The 18,111-nt window shown below is 66.1% G+C and carries 19 protein-coding genes; 8 read left to right on the forward strand and 11 right to left on the reverse strand.

Translation table 11 applies throughout. The annotated features are described in order from the left end of the window. Positions 1-14: 14 nt before the first annotated feature. Genes EBS_RS00270 through gpmI form a run of 3 tightly spaced genes read right to left on the reverse strand, consistent with a single transcriptional unit; the run spans position 15 to position 4,111 of the window. Complete coding sequence (locus EBS_RS00270; protein ID WP_043106769.1) at positions 15-1,337, reverse strand: S41 family peptidase; 1,323 nt, start codon at positions 1,335-1,337, stop codon at positions 15-17. 28 nt (positions 1,338-1,365) lie between these two features. Beyond that, complete coding sequence (locus tag EBS_RS00275) at positions 1,366-2,583, reverse strand: murein hydrolase activator EnvC family protein (RefSeq protein ID WP_148307587.1); 1,218 nt, start codon at positions 2,581-2,583, stop codon at positions 1,366-1,368. Next, positions 2,576-4,111 (reverse strand): 2,3-bisphosphoglycerate-independent phosphoglycerate mutase, encoded by a 1,536-nt coding sequence (gene gpmI, locus EBS_RS00280; protein ID WP_043108992.1) that lies wholly within the window; start codon positions 4,109-4,111, stop codon positions 2,576-2,578. The genes EBS_RS00275 and gpmI overlap by 8 nt, the downstream gene beginning before the upstream one ends. Before the next feature lie 298 nt (positions 4,112-4,409). Between gpmI and EBS_RS00285 the strand changes: the two genes are divergently transcribed. The 6 genes from EBS_RS00285 (at position 4,410) to EBS_RS00310 (ending at position 7,945) form a co-directional block, all read left to right on the forward strand. Continuing rightward, positions 4,410-4,769: an ArsR/SmtB family transcription factor gene (locus tag EBS_RS00285; RefSeq protein ID WP_043106770.1), complete on the forward strand. Its 360-nt coding sequence runs from the start codon at positions 4,410-4,412 to the stop codon at positions 4,767-4,769. 106 nt (positions 4,770-4,875) lie between these two features. Next, positions 4,876-5,298, forward strand: a complete 423-nt coding sequence (locus EBS_RS00290) for a rhodanese-like domain-containing protein (protein ID WP_043106771.1) — start codon at positions 4,876-4,878, stop codon at positions 5,296-5,298. Positions 5,299-5,316: 18 nt separating this feature from the next. Next, positions 5,317-5,781 (forward strand): protein-export chaperone SecB, encoded by a 465-nt coding sequence (secB, locus tag EBS_RS00295; RefSeq protein WP_043106772.1) that lies wholly within the window; start codon positions 5,317-5,319, stop codon positions 5,779-5,781. 9 nt (positions 5,782-5,790) lie between these two features. Further along, a complete protein-coding gene (locus EBS_RS00300) occupies positions 5,791-6,795 on the forward strand; it encodes an NAD(P)H-dependent glycerol-3-phosphate dehydrogenase (RefSeq protein ID WP_043106773.1) in 1,005 nt (334 codons plus the stop codon). Further along, positions 6,792-7,337 (forward strand): UPF0149 family protein, encoded by a 546-nt coding sequence (locus EBS_RS00305; protein WP_043106774.1) that lies wholly within the window; start codon positions 6,792-6,794, stop codon positions 7,335-7,337. Before EBS_RS00300 ends, EBS_RS00305 begins: the two co-directional genes overlap by 4 nt. After that, positions 7,298-7,945, forward strand: a complete 648-nt coding sequence (locus EBS_RS00310; protein ID WP_081999737.1) for a TIGR04211 family SH3 domain-containing protein — start codon at positions 7,298-7,300, stop codon at positions 7,943-7,945. The genes EBS_RS00305 and EBS_RS00310 overlap by 40 nt, the downstream gene beginning before the upstream one ends. Positions 7,946-8,045: 100 nt before the next feature. Here the strand turns inward: EBS_RS00310 and EBS_RS00315 are convergent, their stop codons facing one another. After that, positions 8,046-8,924: a 2Fe-2S iron-sulfur cluster-binding protein gene (locus EBS_RS00315; RefSeq protein WP_052199154.1), complete on the reverse strand. Its 879-nt coding sequence runs from the start codon at positions 8,922-8,924 to the stop codon at positions 8,046-8,048. A gap of 334 nt (positions 8,925-9,258) precedes the next feature. On the opposite strand from EBS_RS00315, the gene EBS_RS00320 reads away from it, so the two are divergent. After that, on the forward strand, positions 9,259-10,134 hold the full coding sequence (locus EBS_RS00320) for an SDR family oxidoreductase (protein ID WP_043106777.1): 876 nt from the start codon (positions 9,259-9,261) through the stop codon (positions 10,132-10,134). 26 nt (positions 10,135-10,160) lie between these two features. Here the strand turns inward: EBS_RS00320 and EBS_RS12595 are convergent, their stop codons facing one another. The 7 genes from EBS_RS12595 to EBS_RS00350 all read right to left on the reverse strand — a co-directional run bounded on the left by EBS_RS12595 (position 10,161) and on the right by EBS_RS00350 (position 17,435). Then, positions 10,161-12,485 carry a putative bifunctional diguanylate cyclase/phosphodiesterase gene (locus tag EBS_RS12595; RefSeq protein ID WP_052199155.1) on the reverse strand — a complete coding sequence of 775 codons (2,325 nt, stop codon included), beginning with the start codon at positions 12,483-12,485 and terminating at the stop codon, positions 10,161-10,163. 60 nt (positions 12,486-12,545) lie between these two features. Beyond that, positions 12,546-12,914 (reverse strand): hypothetical protein, encoded by a 369-nt coding sequence (locus EBS_RS00330; RefSeq protein WP_043106779.1) that lies wholly within the window; start codon positions 12,912-12,914, stop codon positions 12,546-12,548. Next, entirely contained in the window at positions 12,896-13,522 is a 627-nt protein-coding gene (locus tag EBS_RS00335; RefSeq protein WP_043106781.1) for a nucleotide-binding protein, read from the reverse strand. Before EBS_RS00335 ends, EBS_RS00330 begins: the two co-directional genes overlap by 19 nt. Before the next feature lie 175 nt (positions 13,523-13,697). Next, positions 13,698-15,749: an oligopeptidase A gene (prlC, locus tag EBS_RS00340; RefSeq protein ID WP_043106782.1), complete on the reverse strand. Its 2,052-nt coding sequence runs from the start codon at positions 15,747-15,749 to the stop codon at positions 13,698-13,700. A 99-nt stretch (positions 15,750-15,848) separates the two neighbouring features. Beyond that, positions 15,849-15,998, reverse strand: coding sequence for a hypothetical protein (locus EBS_RS14125; protein WP_171816155.1), 150 nt, complete (start codon positions 15,996-15,998; stop codon positions 15,849-15,851). Then, a complete protein-coding gene (locus EBS_RS00345; RefSeq protein WP_052199157.1) occupies positions 15,965-16,855 on the reverse strand; it encodes a GIDE domain-containing protein in 891 nt (296 codons plus the stop codon). The genes EBS_RS14125 and EBS_RS00345 overlap by 34 nt, the downstream gene beginning before the upstream one ends. A gap of 4 nt (positions 16,856-16,859) precedes the next feature. Next, on the reverse strand, positions 16,860-17,435 hold the full coding sequence (locus EBS_RS00350) for a LemA family protein (RefSeq protein ID WP_043106784.1): 576 nt from the start codon (positions 17,433-17,435) through the stop codon (positions 16,860-16,862). 95 nt (positions 17,436-17,530) lie between these two features. On the opposite strand from EBS_RS00350, the gene EBS_RS00355 reads away from it, so the two are divergent. Further along, the gene (locus EBS_RS00355) at positions 17,531-18,061 is read left to right on the forward strand and encodes a gamma carbonic anhydrase family protein (RefSeq protein WP_043106786.1); all 531 of its coding nucleotides are present in this window, start codon (positions 17,531-17,533) and stop codon (positions 18,059-18,061) included. Positions 18,062-18,111: the final 50 nt, after the last annotated feature.

The following is an 18,111-nucleotide window of genomic DNA, read 5'->3' on the forward strand; positions in this document are numbered from 1 at the left end:
CAGCAGCGAGCGCATCAGGTGCCGTCCTGGATGCGCAGAATGGCCACGCCCTTGAGCAGGAGCAGCGCCTCGCCGAGAGGGTAGTCCTTCTCGATCAGCGACGGGTCCCTGGCGGTCGCGCCGTCTGGCTGTTCTGCCTTGTCGGGATGGCTGGTGGGATTGTCCAGATGGTGCGCCAGCTGTGATTCGCGCAGCAGGGTCTGGTCCTCGGCCGCGCGTTTGAGCTCCACCGTTTCGAGCGGGATGTCGGGCACGATGCCCTCGGCCTGGATGGAGCGCCCCTTGGGGGTGTAGTAACGCGCGGTGGTGAGCTTGATCGCGGTCTTGTCGTTGACCGGCACGATGGTCTGCACCGAACCCTTGCCGAAGGTCCGCTGGCCCATCACCACCGCGCGATGATGGTCCTGCAGGGCGCCGGCCACGATCTCGGAGGCCGATGCCGAACCGCCGTTGACCAGCACCACCATGGGGGCGCCGTCGAGGATGTCGTCGGGTGCGGCCTCGAAGCGCAGCTGCGAGTCGCGTACCCGGCCCCGGGTGTAGACGATGGTCCCTTCCGGCAGGAAGGCGTCGGCCACGGCCACCGCGGCCTGCAATACGCCACCGGGGTTGTTGCGCAGATCGAGCACCAGGCCCTTGAACGGCCCCTTGTTCTCGCGGCGCAAATTGCGAATGGCCTCGCGCATGTCGTCGGCGGTGTTGGCCTGGAACTGCGCCAGCCGCACGTAGGCGAAGCCGGGCTCGAGCAGGCGTGCCTTGACACTACGGGTCTTGATGATGGCGCGTTCGACGGTGACGGAGAAGGGGGCCTCGCGTCCCTTGCGCACGATCTGCAGGGTGACCCGGGTACCCGGCTTGCCGCGCATCAGCTTGACCGCCTCATTGAGGGTCAGCCCCTTCACCGCCTGGTCGTCGATGCGGATGATGATGTCGCCGGCCTGGATGCCGGCGCGCTGGGCGGGGGTGTCGTCGATGGGGGCGATAACCTTGACGAAGCCGTCTTCCATGCCGACCTCGATGCCCAGGCCGCCGAACTCGCCACTGGTGCCCACCCGCAATTCGTCGAATTCGTCTTCATCGAGATAGGCAGAGTGCGGGTCCAGGCCACTGAGCATGCCGCGGATGGCGTCACGCAACAGCTCGCGGTCGTCCACCGGCTCGACATAGTCCTGCTTGATGCGGCCGTAGACCTCGGCGAAGACCCGCAGCTCCTCCAGCGGGATACCGCTTTCCGCCTTGTCTTGCGAGGGGGGTTGTGGCGAGCGTGCCACTACGGGAGAGACGAGGCCCGCCAACAGGCAGAACAGTCCGGTCAACGCAATGCGGCTTCTTTTCATGCTCTCCTCTCTGCCCGGCGCAGCCTGCTCAGCTGACGCGTCGTCCCCTGGGTCTGCGGCACCAGCGTATCGGGTCCACCGGTTTGCCGTTGTGACGGATCGCAAAATAGACACCGGTCTCCTTGCGCCCGCCCGTGTTGCCCGCCGCGGCGATGGGCTCGCCCGCTTCGACCCAGTCGCCCGCTTCCTTGAACAGGCTCTGGTTGTGCCCATAGAGGGTCATGTAGCCATTGCCGTGGTCGATGATGATCAGCAGACCGAAGCCACGCAGCCAGTCGGCGAAGGCCACCCGGCCGGCGTGGATGGCATGCACCTCGTGCCCCTCGGGAGCGCCGATCATAACACCATCCCAGCGCAGCTTGCCGATCTTGGGATCGCCAAAGGCCTTGCGGATCACGCCCTTGAGCGGCCAGGGCAGGCGGCCCTTCGCCCGCGGGAAAGGGATCTGCTCGGCCGGGGTGGCGGGGATGTCGGCCAGCGCTTCCTGCAGGCCACGCAGCAGGGCCTGAAGTTGTTTTTCATCCTTGTGCAGGCGCGCCAGTTCCGAGCCCTGGCCCTGGATCTCGCGCGCCAGTTGCGCGATGACCGCCCGCCGCTTCTGTTGCTGCGCCTCGAGCGCCAGCTTGCGTTCCTCCTGCTCGGCCTGCAGGCGGCGCAGGCGTTCCTGCTCGTGGGCGATCTCGGCGCGGGTTTCGGCCAGTGCCTGCAGGCGTTCGCGGATCTGCGACATGCGCCGCGCACGCTCGCGATTGAGGTAATCGTAGTAGGCCAGCACCCGGGTGACTGCCGCCGGATCCTGTTGACTGAGCAGGATGCGCAGCTGTTCCTGGCGACCCATGGCATAGGCGGCGCGGACCTGGCGCATCAGCAGTTCACGCTGTTCTGCCAGTGCGCGCTGTTGGGTCGCTTCCTGCTGGTGCAGCGCATCGAGGCGCTGGTTGGTGCGTTCCAGGCGCCCGCGCAGCACGCGCAGGCGGCGCGCCAGCCGGCCGATGGTCTGTTCGCTTTCCTCGAGTTGGCGGTTGAGCGTGGTGTGCTGGCCGCGGGCCTGGCGGATGCGCTCCCGCAGGGCGGCGATGCGTTCACGCAACTGCGCCAGTTGATGCTCCTGGTCTCGCACATCGGCAGCCGCTGCCGGCGGGCCGGCGAGTGATACCAGCGCCCACACAAGAAGGGGCAGGCCGAATCGCTTCAGCCTGCCCCCGGGGTCATGACGTCGAGCGATCACGAAGGTCGGGTCAGTCATCGTCTCCCAGCAGCGACTTGCCGGTCATCTCGATGGGCTGCTCCAGGCCCATGATGCGCAGCAGGGTGGGGGCCACGTCACACAGGGCGCCATTGTCCTTGAGTGTGTCGAACTGACGGCCCACGTAGACCAGGGGTACCGGGTTGGTGGTGTGCGCGGTATGGGCCTGGCCGATCTCCGGGTCGCGCATCTGCTCGGCATTGCCGTGGTCGGCGGTGATCAGTATCTCGCCGCCGACCACGCGCGCCGCGGCCACCACCCGGCCGATGCATTCGTCGAGCACCTCGATGGCCTGCACGGCGGCGTCGAAATTGCCGGAATGGCCCACCATGTCACCGTTGGCGTAGTTGCAGATGATGGCGTCGTAGGTGCCGCCGCGGATTGCTTCGACCAGCTTTTCGGTGACCTCGCGCGCACTCATCTCCGGCTGCAGGTCGTAGGTGGCGATCTGCGGCGAAGGCACCAGAACGCGGTCCTCGCCCTCGAAGGGTTGTTCCAGCCCGCCGTTGAAGAAAAAGGTCACGTGCGCATACTTTTCGGTCTCGGCGATGCGCAGCTGGCGCAGGCCGAGACGGGCGATGTACTCGCCGAAGGTGTTGGTCAGGCGCTCCGGCGGATAGGCCACCGGGATGTCGAATTCCTTGTTGTACTGGGTGAGCGAGACGTAGCGCGCGATCTTCGGTGTGGCTCGGCGCTCGAAGCAGTCGAAGTCCGGCTCGATGAAGGGGCGAGTGATCTGGCGCGCGCGGTCGGAGCGGTAGTTCATGTTGATGATGACATCCCCGTCTTCGACCGGGATCGGTGTGCCGATGCGCGTGGGCGAGACGAACTCGTCGGTCTCGCCACGTTCGTAGGCGGCGTGCAGCGCGGTGATGCTGTCGTCATGGGCGTACTCGTCCTCGCCCAGGGTGATCAGGTCGTAGGCCTTGCGGATGCGCTCCCAGCGGTGGTCGCGGTCCATGGCGAAATAGCGCCCGATCATGGTGGCCAGGCGCCCCCCGCCGACCTCGCTGAACACCTCGCCCAGTTTGCGCAGCGAGGCCTCAGCCGACTTGGGCGGCATGTCGCGGCCGTCGAGGAAGGCATGCACCACGGTCTCGGCGCCGCGTTCGACTGCCAGGCGCACCATGGCGTGGATGTGTTCCTCGTGGCTGTGCACCCCACCGGGCGAGAGCAGTCCCAGGATGTGCACCCGACGGCCATGGGCGACAGCGGCGTCCACCGCGTCGGTGAGCGTCAGGTTGGAGTAGAAGGACCCGGTGCGGATCGAGCGACTGACCCGGGTGAATTCCTGGTACACCACGCGGCCGGCGCCCAGGTTGAGGTGGCCCACCTCGGAATTGCCCATCTGACCGCCCGGCAGGCCCACTGCCGAGCCCGAGGTGCGCAGGGCGGTGTGAGGACACTCTGCCCAGAGGCGATCCCAGTTTGGCTTGCGAGCCGCCGCGATGGCGTTGTATTCCTGTTTGTCGCTCAAGCCCCAGCCATCGAGGATCAACAGGATGGCGGGTCTGACCTTGCTGCTCATGTCGTCTGTCACCACGCATCGCCACGCCGGGGCATGGCGACCATCAGAAGTTCAAAGGGATGGGGTCGGAAAGGCGCGCCGGCGCCCGCAGCCACGCGAAGAATGTGTTCAATTAAACCATAGGTGGCAACCCCAAGGCCAACCATGCATCCGTCACGGATAAAGCGGGTTTTACCCGTAATCAAAGAAAAAAAGGTCGCCAACCGGCGTCCTTTTCGGTTTAATTTAATTCGGACGAGTATTACAATATCAGCAAGCAGGAATGCAGGCCCCGGCAACCGGAAGGAGTGACAGGTTGATGAATTTCACCATCGAGGACTCGGATCCCCTCGTGAACGACGATACCGAAAACGAACTCGGTCTGCTGCATGGCGACGAAGATATCGACCGCGCCTCGCGGGCACTCAAGGCGATGTCGCATCCCCTGCGCCTCAAGATTCTCTGCACCCTGGGTGACCAGGAGGTCAGCGTGCAGGAGATCGTAGAGCGCGTCGGCACCTCGCAGAGCAACATCTCGCAGCATCTTGTGATCCTGCACGATAAGGGTATCCTCACCTCCCGCAAGGACGCCAACCGCGTCTTCTACCGTGTGAGCGACAACCGTACGCTGCAGCTCATCGGCATGATGCGCGAGGTGTTCTGCTCCAGCGGTCACTGAGCGACTCGCCGGGCCGACCGGCGCGACCTTGCAACGACGATCCTGACAGCATCGACAGGAACGGGGCCATCGCGTCCCGTTTCTTCGTGGTGGAGACCCGGACCCCATGCAACAGTACCTCGAATTCGCGGCCAATCACCCTGTGCTGATCGGCGCCTTCGTGCTCATCCTGGGCGCCCTGATCTGGAACCTGCTGCGCGAAGGCACCAGCGGCCTGAACATCGGCCCGGCCGAGGCCACACTCAAGATCAACCACGAGGATGCCGTGGTGGTGGACGTGCGCTCGATCAAGGAATTTTCCGAAGGCCACATCCTGCATGCCGAGAACATCCCGCTCAACGGGTTGAAGAACCAGTTGCCGGCGCTGGAGAAGTACCGCCAGCGCCCGATCATCATGGTGTGCCGCAGTGGCTCCCGATCGGGCGTGGCCGCCACCACCCTGCGCAAGGCAGGTTTCGAGCAGGTGTACAACCTGCGTGGCGGCATGCTGGCCTGGGAAAGCGCCGGCCTGCCGGTGACACACCGCTAACCACAGGAACCACAAGCCATGACCGATGACGCACAGGCCGAGAACGCCCCTCAGTTTGCCATTCAGCGGATCTATGTGAAGGATCTGTCCTTCGAGTCGCCCAATGCCCCACAGATCTTCCTGGAGGACGGCGCGCCCGAGATCCAGGTCGGATTGCAGACCGAGGTGACCGCCCTTGGTGACGAGACCTACGAGGTGGTGCTCACCGTAAATGTGGAGGCCAGGCTCGCCGAGCGCACCATCTACCTGGTGGAGGTGCAACAGGCCGGTATCTTCCTGGCCCGCAACTTCCCCGAGGACCAGCTGGGCCCCCTGCTCGGCATCGGTGCCCCCAACGCCTTGCTGCCCTATGCGCGCGAATTGATCTCGGACCTGACCACCCGCGGCACCTTCGCGCCGTTCATCCTGCAGCCGGTCAACTTCGAGGCCATGTACGCCCAGCAGCAGGCCGACGCGCCGACCGACGAGCCTGCCACCCACTGAGCCTCGGCCATGGCGGACGAGCGCATCGGGGTACTCGGCGCTGGTTCCTGGGGTACCGCCCTGGCAATCGACTTCGCGCGCCACCGGCCGCTCAGCCTCTGGTCGCACAGCAGCGAAGAGGTCGCCGCCTTGCAGCGTGATCGCGAGAACCGGCACTACCTGCCCGGCATCCCCTTCCCCGAGGCCCTGGCGCTGGAAGACGACCTCGGCCGCCTGCTGGAAGACTGCGGCGAGGTGTTGATCGTGGTGCCCAGCCATGCCTTTGCCGGGCTCTGCGCGCGGATCGCGGAGCTGGCTCCCGGGCTGTCTTCGCTGTCCTGGGCCACCAAGGGCTTCGAGCCCGAAAGCGGCAGGTTGCTCAGCGAAGTGGCCGCTCACTATTTCCCACAGGCGACGCTCGGCGTGCTGTCCGGCCCCACCTTTGCCCGCGAAGTCGCCCAGGGATTGCCGACGGCCATCACCATTGCCTCCACCGATCCCGCGCACGCGCGGCGCCTGGCCGACTGGATGCGCAGTGACCACTTTCGGGTGTACACCAGCGGTGACCTGGTGGGGGTGCAGGTCGGTGGCGCGGCCAAGAACGTGATGGCCATTGCCGCTGGCATCTCCGACGGCCTGGGTTTCGGCGCCAATGCGCGCGCGGCGCTGATCACCCGGGGCCTGTCCGAGATCACTCGCCTGGGGCTGGCACTGGGCGGGCGCGCCGAGACCTTCATGGGCCTGGCAGGGCTGGGCGACCTGGTGCTCACCTGTACCGATGACCAATCGCGCAACCGGCGCCTGGGCCTGGCCCTGGCCGCCGGACAGTCGCTGGATCACGCGCGCGCGGCCATCGGTCAGGAAGTCGAGGGCGTGGGCACCGCACGCGAGGTGCACCGCAAGGCGCAGGAGCTGGGAATCGAGATGCCGATCACCGAGCAGACCTGGCGTGTGCTCTACCAGGGACTGCCCCCACGCGAGGCCGTCCACAACCTGCTGTCGCGACAGCCTCGGGCCGAGGAGGTTTTCCGATGAACGATTCCGCTGACTACCTGCTGCCCGAGGAGCTCGACAAGCTGCAGAGCGTGCTGGTCGAGCACATGTCGACCTCGGGTAGCATGCCGCTGGATGCCGCGCATGGTTATCTCTCCGCGCTGGCTGCGCACACCGATCGCGTGGATCACGCGGCGGTGCTCGGCGAGATCGCCGGCGAGCACGGCATCGAGCCCCTGCTGCGCAAGTTTCACGAGCAGATCCTGCGCGACCTGGAAAGTGGCGAATACGGGCCACTGATCATGCAGATGCCGCGCGAGGACGGCAGCATGCTGCCCCTGCCCTATGGCTGGTGCGAGGGCTATGTCCTGGGTCTGAATACCGCTGGCGAGGACCGGCGCGAACTGGCGGCTGCCGACGAACAGGCCGCGGCGCGGCTCACGCCCATCTATGCCTTCCTGATGTACGAAGAGTCGCAGATGTTCGATCCACCCGACGAGCAGGCGCACCGCGAGACGGTCGGCGAACTGGGCGAGAGCGCGGTGTGGCTGTATCGCTGGTGGCAGCAGCGGGGCGGCGCGTGAGACGCGGCCTGCTGGTGCTGCTGCTGGCGCTGTGTGGCCTGGCCGCTGCGGCCCATGTCACCGACCGGCTGGTCATTGGCCTGTACGAGACGCCAGCGTTGCAAGGCGAGCCACAGCGCCTGCTGGCCAGTGGTACGCCGATCGAGGTGCTGGCACGTCGCGCCGGCAAGGCGCAGGTGCGGCTGGGAGACGGCACCACGGGCTGGATCGAGGCGCGTTACGTTTCGGAAGAGAAGCCGGCGGCCATGCAGTTGCTGGAGGCGCGCGCCGAGATCCGCCGCCTGCGCCAGCGCCTGGCCGGCGTGCGTGCCGGCATCGAGCTCGCCAGGGCACGGGAGCGCATTGCCGAGCTGGAGCAGGCGCTGGCCGAGCTGCCGTCCCTGCGGGCGGCTGCCGCCGAGCGCGACGAGCTGGCCAGGCGCTTGCAACAAGTCCGCGACCTGCTCGGTGCGGAGGCTGCAGAGGGGGTCGCTTCCTCCCCTGCCTCACGCAGCGGCGCCGACTATTCCTGGAGCCTGGCGGGCTTGCTGATGTTGGCCGGCTTCGTCGCCGGTGTGGCGCTGGTCAAGCTGCGGCTGCGCCGGCGTTACCGTGGCCTGCGGCTTTAGGGAACCTCTGACTAATTCTGACGCGAGCAGATTGTGGTGAAAATCGTCGGGTTCGAGTGCCGGCAACGCAGCTCCCTGACCTGGTCGAGCTCCCCCTTGCCTATTTGCCCTTGGCGGCGGCGTATTCGAAGGAGTCGTAGTGGATCTGCGCGTCGGGCACGCTGGCTGAATGCAGCGCGTCCAGCGCTGCCTTGACCATCACCGGCGGGCCGGCCATGTAGAAGTCGTGGGCCGCCAGGTCGTCGATGTCGGCCAGCACCGCCTCGTGCACGAAACCGGTACGCCCCGTCCAGTCGGCATCGGGCTCGGAGAGCACCGGTACATAACGAAAGTTGGCATGCTCGCGCGCCCACTGTTCGGGCAGGTCCGGCAGGTAGAGGTCGCGCTGCGAGCGCACCCCCCAGTACAAAGTCATCGGCCGCTCGATACCCTTGTGGAAGGCATGCTCGATCTGCGACTTGAGCGGGGCCAGGCCGGTGCCGCCGCCGATGAACAGCATGGGGCGCGGCGAGGCCTCGTCGAGCACGAAGTCGATGTATTGCCCGGCGCGGAACTGCAGGCGCTGGGTGTCCGGCAGCTTGAGCCAGAGGCGGACCACGTCGTGTGCCAGGTGGTCGATACCCTGCACCCGTGCCGGCAGCACGCGCACCTCGATCTGCTCCAGGCTCTCGACCTCGCGCGCCTCGAGCACCAGGTCGCTGTGCGGATGAGCCACGCAGGGCAGGCAGCGGTCTTCGGGTTCATGCTCCAGCGCCTCGGGCGGACCGTCGGGGTACTCCACCTCGCCTTGCGCGAGGATGGCGGTGCAGGTCCCGCAGCGCCCGCTGCGGCAACCGTATGGGAGACCGATGCCCTCGCGGATGGCCGCGTCGAGGACCGTTTCTCCGGACTCGACAGAGAATTCGCGCCCGCTGGGCAGAAGCGTGACCTTGAAACTCATGGCGTTGGTGCCGTGCAGAATGATGAGAGAATAGGGCATTCTCGGCGATCGGCCGGGACAATTAACCCGAATATTTCACCGGTATCCCGAGAACCGGCGGAATTCGCAGCCGTTGTGGCGCCGGTTTGGAGCGAAAGGGATAGCTGAAGCTATCGCTTGAGCGAAAACCAAGCCACAGCGAGCGAGAAACCGCCGGAATCGGGATAGAACAATGCGCGCCACAAACGGTAACCGATGATTGGCATTCCTTGTGTGCCATTTTTGCTCGATCATTCCGCCCTTTGAGCTTGGAGCGTTGTTCGGCCGGTGAAATATTCGGGTTGAAAACCCTGAGCCTGCTGGTGATTGAAGGAATGGCGGACCGGAGTGGAAGATGGCCCTGATCGTGGGATGTGGTGCTGTGGGGCGCCGGCTGGCGCACGCCCTGTCGAGCGCGGGTGAGCCTGTGCGTGGCGTGGTGCGTTCGCCGGACTCGGCGCAGGCGTTGGCCGAGGAGGGCATCGAGACGCTGGTCTGCAATCTCGACGAGGAGAGCCTGCCGCCGGGTGCGAGCGCGGGCGAGGCAGTCTGGTACCTGGTGCCGCCCCCCGCGCAGGGCCGTGAGGACACCCGCCTGCAAGGTTTCCTCGCCGGGCTGCAGAACAGCGGCCAGCCGCGTCGCATCCTGCTGATCAGCACCAGTGGAGTCTATGGTGACTGCGGTGGCGACTGGGTCGACGAGACTCGGGTACCGAATCCGCGAGTCGATCGCGCACATCGTCGCCTGGACGCAGAGCGGCGGCTGCTGGCCTGGCGCGAGGCGAGCGGTGGTGAGGCGGTGATCTTCCGTGTCGCCGGCATCTATGGGCCGGGCAAGCTGCCGCTCGAGCGCCTGCGCCGCGGCCTGCCCATGATCGCACCGGAGCAGGCGCCCTGGACCAACCGCATCCACCTGGACGACCTGGTGCAGGCCTGCGTGCTGGGCATGCGACACGGCCGCGATGGCGAGATCTACAATGTCAGCGACGGCCATCCGGGCAACATGGCCGACTACTTCAACCGCGTGGCCGATCTGGCCGGCCTGCCGCGCCCGCCGCTGATCGACCCGGCCGAGGCCGGGGAACGCCTGTCGGCGGGTCTGCGTTCCTACCTGGCCGAGTCGCGTCGCCTGCGCAACGACAAGCTGCTGCGCGAGCTGGGGCTGGTGTTGCGCTATCCCGACTTGGCGTCCGGGCTGGCGGCCTGTTTCCGCGATGCCGGGGGCTCCTGAGCCCGGGGCGCCGTGGCTGGGGCATATCAGGCCTGCGCCGCCAGTGGTTCGCCCTGCGTCAGCAGTTCCCTCATCTCCGCCGGCGGCAGCGGGCGGCTGAACAGGAAGCCCTGCACCAGCTTGACCTGGCGACCCGCCAGGTAGGCGAGTTGCTCAGGGGTCTCCACGCCCTCGGCGATCACGTCCATCTCCAGGCTGTGCGCCATGGCGACGATGGCATCCACCAGGGTCTCGCTGTTGTGGTCGCGACCGATGCCGGCCACGAAGGAACGGTCGATCTTGAGAGTCTGCAGGGGGAAGCGGTGCAGGTAGCTCAGCGCCGAGTAGCCGGTGCCGAAATCGTCCAGCGCCAGCCACAGGCCGAGAGCATGGAGTCGCTCGAGGGTTTCTGCCAGGTCGGGCTTGTCCTGCATCAGCAGGCCCTCGGTGATCTCCAGCTCCAGACGGTGCGGTGGCAGTGCCGAGTCACGCAGTATCTCCTTGATCACGTTTTCCAGGTCGGCCTGGTGGAACTGCTGGGGCGAGACGTTGACGGCCAGGCGAAAATCGCCGACATCACTCAGCCAGCCGGCGACCTCACGACAGGCGCGGCGCAGCACCCATTCCCCGATCGCCGGCATCAGGCCTGCCCGCTCCGCGATGGGGATGAACTGGTCCGGTGGCACGACCCCCAGGCGCGACGAGTGCCAGCGCAGCAATGCCTCGGCGCCTTGTATCCGCCGGGTCTGGACATTCACCTGCGGCTGGTAGACCAGGGACAGCTCGTCGCGTTCGATGGCTCGGCGCAGTTCGGTCTCGATGGTCAGGTGGCGTTCGCTCAACTCGCGCAGCGCCGGGGTGAAGAAGCGATAATTGTTGCGACCGGCCTGCTTGGCCTCGTACATGGCAGCATCCGCCGAGGTGAGGGTCTGTTCGGGGTCGCTGCCGTCACGCGGAAACAGGGCGATGCCGATGCTGGTGGTGGCGAAGATCTCGCGACCGTGCAGGTGGAAGGGCTGCTCGAACAGCGACAGCAGGTGATGTGCGATACGGGCGGCGTCTTCCTCGTGGTTCAGCTCTTCGAGCAATACCAGGAACTCGTCACCGCCGAAACGGGCCACCAGATCGCTTTCGCGCACTGCGCCGGCGAGACGTTGCGCGACCTGACAGAGCAGTTCGTCACCCATGTGGTGACCCATGCTGTCGTTGATGTGCTTGAAGTCGTCCAGATCGAGGAAACACACGGCGACCAGGCGCCCGGAGCGTCGCGCGCGGGTGAAAGCAATGCGTATCTGGTCGGTGGCCAGGGTGCGGTTGGCCAGACCGGTCAGGCTGTCATAGTGCGCCAGCCGTGCCAGCTCGGCCTCCTGGCGCTTGTGCTCGGAGACGTCGATGGCTACGCCTACCAGACCACTGATGCGCCCATCAGGATCGCGTCGGGGGGTGCAGTGCACTTCGTGCGGCAAGTTGCCGAACAGCAGCTCACCGACGCTGTGTTCGCCGCGCAGGGCCGCCGCGGCCAGCCGCGCCAGTTCGGGTTGTACGGTCTCGGCGAGAATGGAGTCACCGGGGGCTGGCAAGGCGCGTTGTGGCAGGTGGCGGATACGCCGGTCGTCCATGTAGGTGACACGACCGTTGGCATCGGTAGTCCAGATGGTCAGCGGCACGTTTGCCAGGATGGTGCCGACAATGCCCTCGGCCTCGGAGACCAGGCGCTGCTTCTCCATTCGCAGGTCCTGGATCAAGCGCTCGTTGCGGAAACGCAGGGCAAGCGACTCCGCGATGGCCTGCGCCCCGCGTCGGCAGGAGATCAGCAGGAAGGCCGCCAGCAGCAGGGCCAGCAGGCCGGTGCCGATGTCGATGGGAGTCCCATGGTGCATCATCACTGCGCCGAGGGGCAGCAGGATGCTGAGGACATACAGGCGGTAGGTCGGGTAGTCGGGCAGCAGCGAGGCCATGGCACCGGTCGCGATGCCGGTAAGGATGATGGTGGCGAACATGCGATGAGCCAGTTCCAGTTCCGGCAGGAACCAGAACACCGCTGCCGACCAGAACACGCCGCTGGCGAGTGCGCCGACCTGGTACATCCGAAGCCATTGCCGGGTGTCGGTCAGTGCGCGGTGCTGGGTGTGCAGCTGGAACAGGATCAGTCGCAACAGGCTGACCAAGGAGACCCCACCAGCCCAGTAACCATAGGTTGGGTTACCGTGCAGGTGGTAGAGGACGCCAGCGAACACCACTGCGACCAGGATGTTGGTCCCGGCGGTGAGCGGACCGCCGGTGTACAACCAGTGCGTCTGGTGCTCGATGATGGCATTGTCCAGCCGTTGAGCGTCTGTTGACGGTAGGCCGGCGGCATCCTTTTCGGACATCGGCAACTGCTCCCTGACATTCCGTCGGGAATAGCGGCAAGGAAGTCAAAACCTTGAATTTCATCGAGGTTTGCGGGGTATCGACAGGGTCAGCTCGCGCCCGCCGTAGCCGTGCACCAGGTCGTGGGCGCGGATCTTCACCCAGGTCCAGCCGGCGGGAATGCGTACCTTGCCCAGGCTGCGCGTGAAGGGCTGCTCGTCGATGTGCGGGTGCAGAAGGAGGCGGGTGGCAATCACTTGGCCCTCGGGACCGAGCACTTCCCAGCGGTTGGCATAGTGGTCCCAGCCGGTGTCGTGATGGCGGAGGGTCACCGCGATGCGGTAGCTGCCGTCATTGTTGGCACGGACCTTCGCGCCCAGCACGTCGGCCTGGCCGGCCCAGGCGCCGCCGGCCAGCAGCAGGGCCGTGATCAGCCCTGTTCGAGCCATTCGATGATGGGATCCCATGTCTCCACGTCCCGGGCAACCAGCGAGGGGGCCAGCTCGAAGATGCCCAGCCCCGTCTCGGCCGCCCTGATGTAGTTCTGGCTTTCACGCAGGTGTGTGAGCACCGGCACCTCGAAGCACCGCAGGAAGTGCTCAAGCACATGATAGATGCGGGTGTTCTCGCGCACCCGGTTCTCCACCAGCGCGACCCGCGTCTGTCCCCTGGAGACACGTCCGCTGCGAAACAGTTCCTCGAGGAAACGCGCCACCGCGCGCATGTCGATGGGCGAGGGCAATACCGGCACCAGCAGGGCGTCGGCGCGTCGCAACAGGGTGGTCAACTCGGTGCCCTCGGTGCGTGCCGGAGCATCGATGATCTCGATCTCTGTGCCGCGAGCGGCGCGTGCGCCTGCAGTGCCGTCCACACCCTCGATGACCGGGATGCCCTCATAGTCCTCGCGCGCCACCAGCCAGTCGAGGCTGGAGCGCTGCGGGTCGTGATCGGCCAGTGCCACCCGGCGGCCGTCGTCGGCATACCAGGTGGCGAGGTTGGTGGCGAGCGTGGTCTTGCCGCAGCCGCCCTTGGCGTTCAGGCAAAGGATCTTGTACATATGGCGCAGCTCCCGAAAAGCGGTGTTGGACAGGGACAAGTTTTGCAGAAAGTGCCCTGGGTTGGGAGAGTCCTTCGCGGCGGGGACGCCGCTCCTGCGTGCAGGAGGCCCGTCCCCGAGCCGAACATTCGCGGCCAGAACGCCGCTCCTGCACCCCTGGGCCGAGGGTCTGTTCTCAGGCCGCGATGCCGGAATGCCGCAACAGTGCGTCGATCTTCGGCTCGCGTCCACGGAAGGCGCGGAACAGCTCGGCCGCGTCCCGCGAGCCGCCCAGCTCGAGGATGTTGCGCAGGAAGGACTGACCGGTCTCGCGGTCGAGGATCCCGCGCTCCTCGAACAGCGAGAAGGCATCCGCCGACAGTACCTCGGCCCACTTGTAGCTGTAGTAGCCCGCCGCATAGCCGCCGGCGAAGATGTGGGTGAAGCTGTTGGCGAAGCGGTTCCATTCCGGTGGCCGCACCACTGCCACCTCGTCGCGTACCTGCTCGAGGATCTGGTCGATGCGTGCTCCGCGCTCGGGGTCGTACTCCCGGTGGATGCGGAAATCGAACAGCGAGAATTCGAGCTGGCGCACCATCATCATGGCCGACTGGAAGTGCTTGGCGGCGATCATCTTTTCGTAGAGTGCCTGCGGGATGGGTTCGCCGGTCTCGTAGTGACCGGAGATCAGGTCCAGGGCCTCGCGCTCCCAGCAGAAGTTCTCCATGAATTGCGAGGGCAGCTCCACGGCGTCCCAGGCCACGCCGTTGATGCCCGAGATTTCGGGATGATCCACGCGGGTGAGCATGTGGTGCAGGCCGTGGCCGAACTCGTGAAACAGGGTCTCGACCTCGTCATGGGTGAGCAGCACCGGCTTGCCGTCCACCGGGGGCGTGAAATTGCAGGTCATGTAGGCGACCGGGATCTGGGCGCGTTCGCGGGTGACCATGCGCGACTGGCAGGTGTCCATCCAGGCGCCGCCGCGCTTGTCGGGGCGTGCATACAGGTCGAAATAGAACTGGCCGCGCACCGTGCCGTCGGCATCGCGGATCTCGTAGAACTTGACGTCGGGGTGCCAGACATCCACGCTGTCCACCTCGTGGAAGCTCACTCCGTAGAGCCGGCCGACCACTTCGAACATGCCGGCGATCACCCGATGCTCGGGGAACCAGGGCTTGATCTCCTCCTGGGTGATGGCATAGCACGCCTGGCGCAGCTTTTCGCTGTAGTAGGGGATGTCCCAGGGCTGGAGATCGTCACAGCCCTGTTCGGCGGCAAAGTCGCGCAATTCGGCCAGCTCACGCTCGGCCTGCGGACGCGAGCGCGCGGCCAGGTCGTGCAGAAAACCCACCACCTCGTCGGTGCTGCGTGCCATCTTGGTGGCCAGCGAGCGTTCGGCGTAGTTGGCGAAACCCAGCAATTGCGCCAGTTCGTGACGCAGCGCCAGGATCTCCTCCATGAAGGCACTGTTGTCGTGCGCCGGGTCGTGTGGGCCGCGGTCGGAGGCGCGGGTGTTGTAGGCCTCGTAGAAGGTGCGCCGCAAGTTGCGGTCGTCGGCGTAGCTCATCACCGGGTGGTAGGAGGGGAAGTCGAGGGTGAATACCCAGCCCTCCTTGCCGCGTTCGCGCGCGGTCTGTGCGGCCAGGGCGCGCGCCGACTCGGGCAGACCGGCGAGCTGCTTCTCGTCGGTGATGTGCTTTTCCCAGGCGTTGGTGCAGTCGAGCACGTTCTCGGCGAAGCGGCTGGTCAACTGCGACAGGCGCTGGCTGATCTCGCGATAGCGCGCCTGCTTGTCGGGTGGCAGGTCGATACCCGAGAGATGGAAATCGCGCAGCGCATTCTCCAGCACCTTGCGCTGTGCCGTATCCAGTGGCTGGTCCGACTCGGCCAGGCGCTTGTAGGCTTGGTACAGGCGCGGGTTCTGGCCCTGTTCGGTGCCGTATTGTGACAGTTTGGGCAGGCAGGCGTTGTAGGCCGTCCGCAGCGCCTCGCTGTTCATCACCGAATTGAGATGCGAGACCGGCGACCAGGCGCGCTCCAATTCATCCTCGATGATTTCCAGGGGCTCGATGAGCTGCTCCCAGGTCGGGGCCTCGCCCACCTCGTCGAGCAGGCGCTCGATCTCGCGGCGGTTGCGTGCGAGCAGGTAATCGATGGCCGGCTCGACATGTTCCGGGCGGATCTGCGAGAAGGCCGGCAGGGTGTCGAAGCGGAGCAGCGGGTTGGCGTCTCGGTCTTGGTTGTTCATTGGGGCAGTGTGAAGGATAGTGGAGACAGGGCGCAGACTTTAACCGCTTTCGAGCGTGTGCGGGGAGATTCAGCCCTTGCCCTCTACCTGATACCGTGCTCAGGAACCACCCAGCATCACGCCCAGTACCCCCATGCCGATCAGGAAGGCGCCCAGGCCCAGCCAGGCTTGCCAGCGGTAGCGACGGACCAGGTCGGACTCGGGGCGGTTGGAGATCAGGTACTGCCGTCCCTGGGGTCGGGAGACCATGTGGACATGGACATGGACATGGGCATGGGCATGGGCATGGGCATGGGCATGGGCATGGGTGCGGGCATGGGCATGGGTGCGGGCATGGGTGCGGGCCTCGGCCAGCTCTTCGCGCGTGCGGCGCGGCGGGCGTCATCCCATTCGTCCTGATCGATGATGCCGTTGCGGTCGTGGTCGAAGCGCTCGCGCAGGGTGTCGGGCCGCGCCTTCCATTCGCGCAGCAGTTCGCGGGTGCGCTCGTGCTCGCTCTCGGCCCAGTCGCTGTCATCGAGCGAGTGGAACCATCCGATCACGTAGAGGGGGTCGCCGGGCAGGATCACCTCCTCTCGGTAGCGGTGGTCGCTGCCCATGGCTCCCAGTCCGCCGAGCAGGCCGCCGATCATCTGGGCGGTCCGCCCCAGAGCGTGCTCGGCCCGCCAGGCTACGGGCTGGCCGCGATTGCCGGCGTGTCCGTACCAGGTCTGGGCATGCAGGGTGTCGATGGTCGCGCCCTCGGCATCGATCACGCACTCGCCGGTTTCGTCGCGCAACAAAAAGAGGTCGTCGCTGGTGCCTGCGCGCACGGTGCGCCAGCCTTGCCTGTCATGGATGCGGCGCTCGATGCGATACCGGTACCAGCAGCAGGGGGTGCCGCTGAGCGGCGCGATCACCGGCTCGCCGGGCAACAGGTCGGTGCGACCGACCAGCTCCACGTACCCCTGGGGAGCCGAGCGGATCCTTGCCGTGGGTACGTCCTCGATCAGGCGATAGCGGCGCAGGCCGATGAAGCCGAGCACCAGGCCGATCAGGCTGACCAGGCCGACCGCCACGCGCGCACCGTCGGGTGCGTGCTGCAACTGCGCGATCAGCTCCTGCATGGGTTCAGGTATCGAACAGGGCTTTCACGTTCACGTCGGCCTTCTCAGTATCGGCGAATTCGAGCAGTTGTGCCGGACCGAAACCGAAAGCACGTGCGATCAGCAGGTCAGGGAGCTGCTCGATACGCACATTGTTGGCATTGACCGCCGCGTTGTAGAACTCGCGCCGGTCGGCGATGCTGTTCTCCAGCGCGCTGATGCGCGTCTGCAGATGCTGGAAGCTCTGGTTGGCCTTCAGCTCGGGATAGGCCTCGGCGAGTGCAAACAGTCGTCCCAGGCCCATGCGCAGCTGGCCCTCGGCCTCGCCCAGGGCGCCCATGTCGCCGCGTTCGCCCGCCTCGGCCACCGCGCTGCGGGCGCGCATCACCGCCTCGAGGGTCTCGCGCTCGTACTTCATGTACTGCTTGCAGGTCTCGATCAGCTTGGGCAACTCGTCGTGGCGCTGCTTGAGCAGCACGTCGATGTTGGCCCAGGCCTGGCTCACCGCGTGTTTGAGCGACACCAGGTTGTTGTAGATGAGCACGGCGTAGCCGATCAGTACCACCAGCACACCGAGAATCACCAGCGTCGAAGTGTCCATTTGCCAGTCTCCTCGCCTACACTCGCCATGAAACGTGGCGAGCCGCACAGCGTTGCGGTTCAATCGAGGTCCCAGTGTAACCCGGAGATGTGTACATGGCAGACATCCGCCCTTTTGGAGACAAGCAGCCTAGCATCGCCGGGGACGCCTGGCTGGATGCGCGCTGTACCGTGATTGGTGACGTGGTGATCGGTGCACGCGCCAGCCTGTGGCCGGGTGTGGTGGTGCGTGGTGATGTCAACCGCATCCGCATCGGCGCCGAGACCAACATCCAGGACAACGCTGTCCTGCACAACAGCCACGACAGCGAGTACCTGCCGGGTGGCACCCCACTGCTGATCGGCGAGCGCGTGACCGTGGGTCATGGTGCCATCCTGCACGGCTGTACCATCGGTGATCTGTGCCTGATCGGCATGGGGGCCATCGTGCTCGATGGCGCCGTGATCGAAGAGGCTGTCATGCTCGGTGCCGGCAGCCTGGTGCCAGGCGACCGGGTGCTGCGCTCGGGCTACCTCTACCTGGGCTCGCCGGTGCGCGAGGTGCGTCCGCTGAGTGAACGGGAACGCGAGTACCTGGCCTATTCCGCCAGGCACTACGTGCGCCTGGCCGCGGCGCACCGGGGCTGAACGAAACGACAGTCCTCCCTGCAGGGCTCAGGCCGCCGGGCGGTCCCGAG

This window comes from endosymbiont of unidentified scaly snail isolate Monju (assembly GCF_000801295.1).
Classification (GTDB): Bacteria; Pseudomonadota; Gammaproteobacteria; order Chromatiales; family Chromatiaceae; genus MONJU.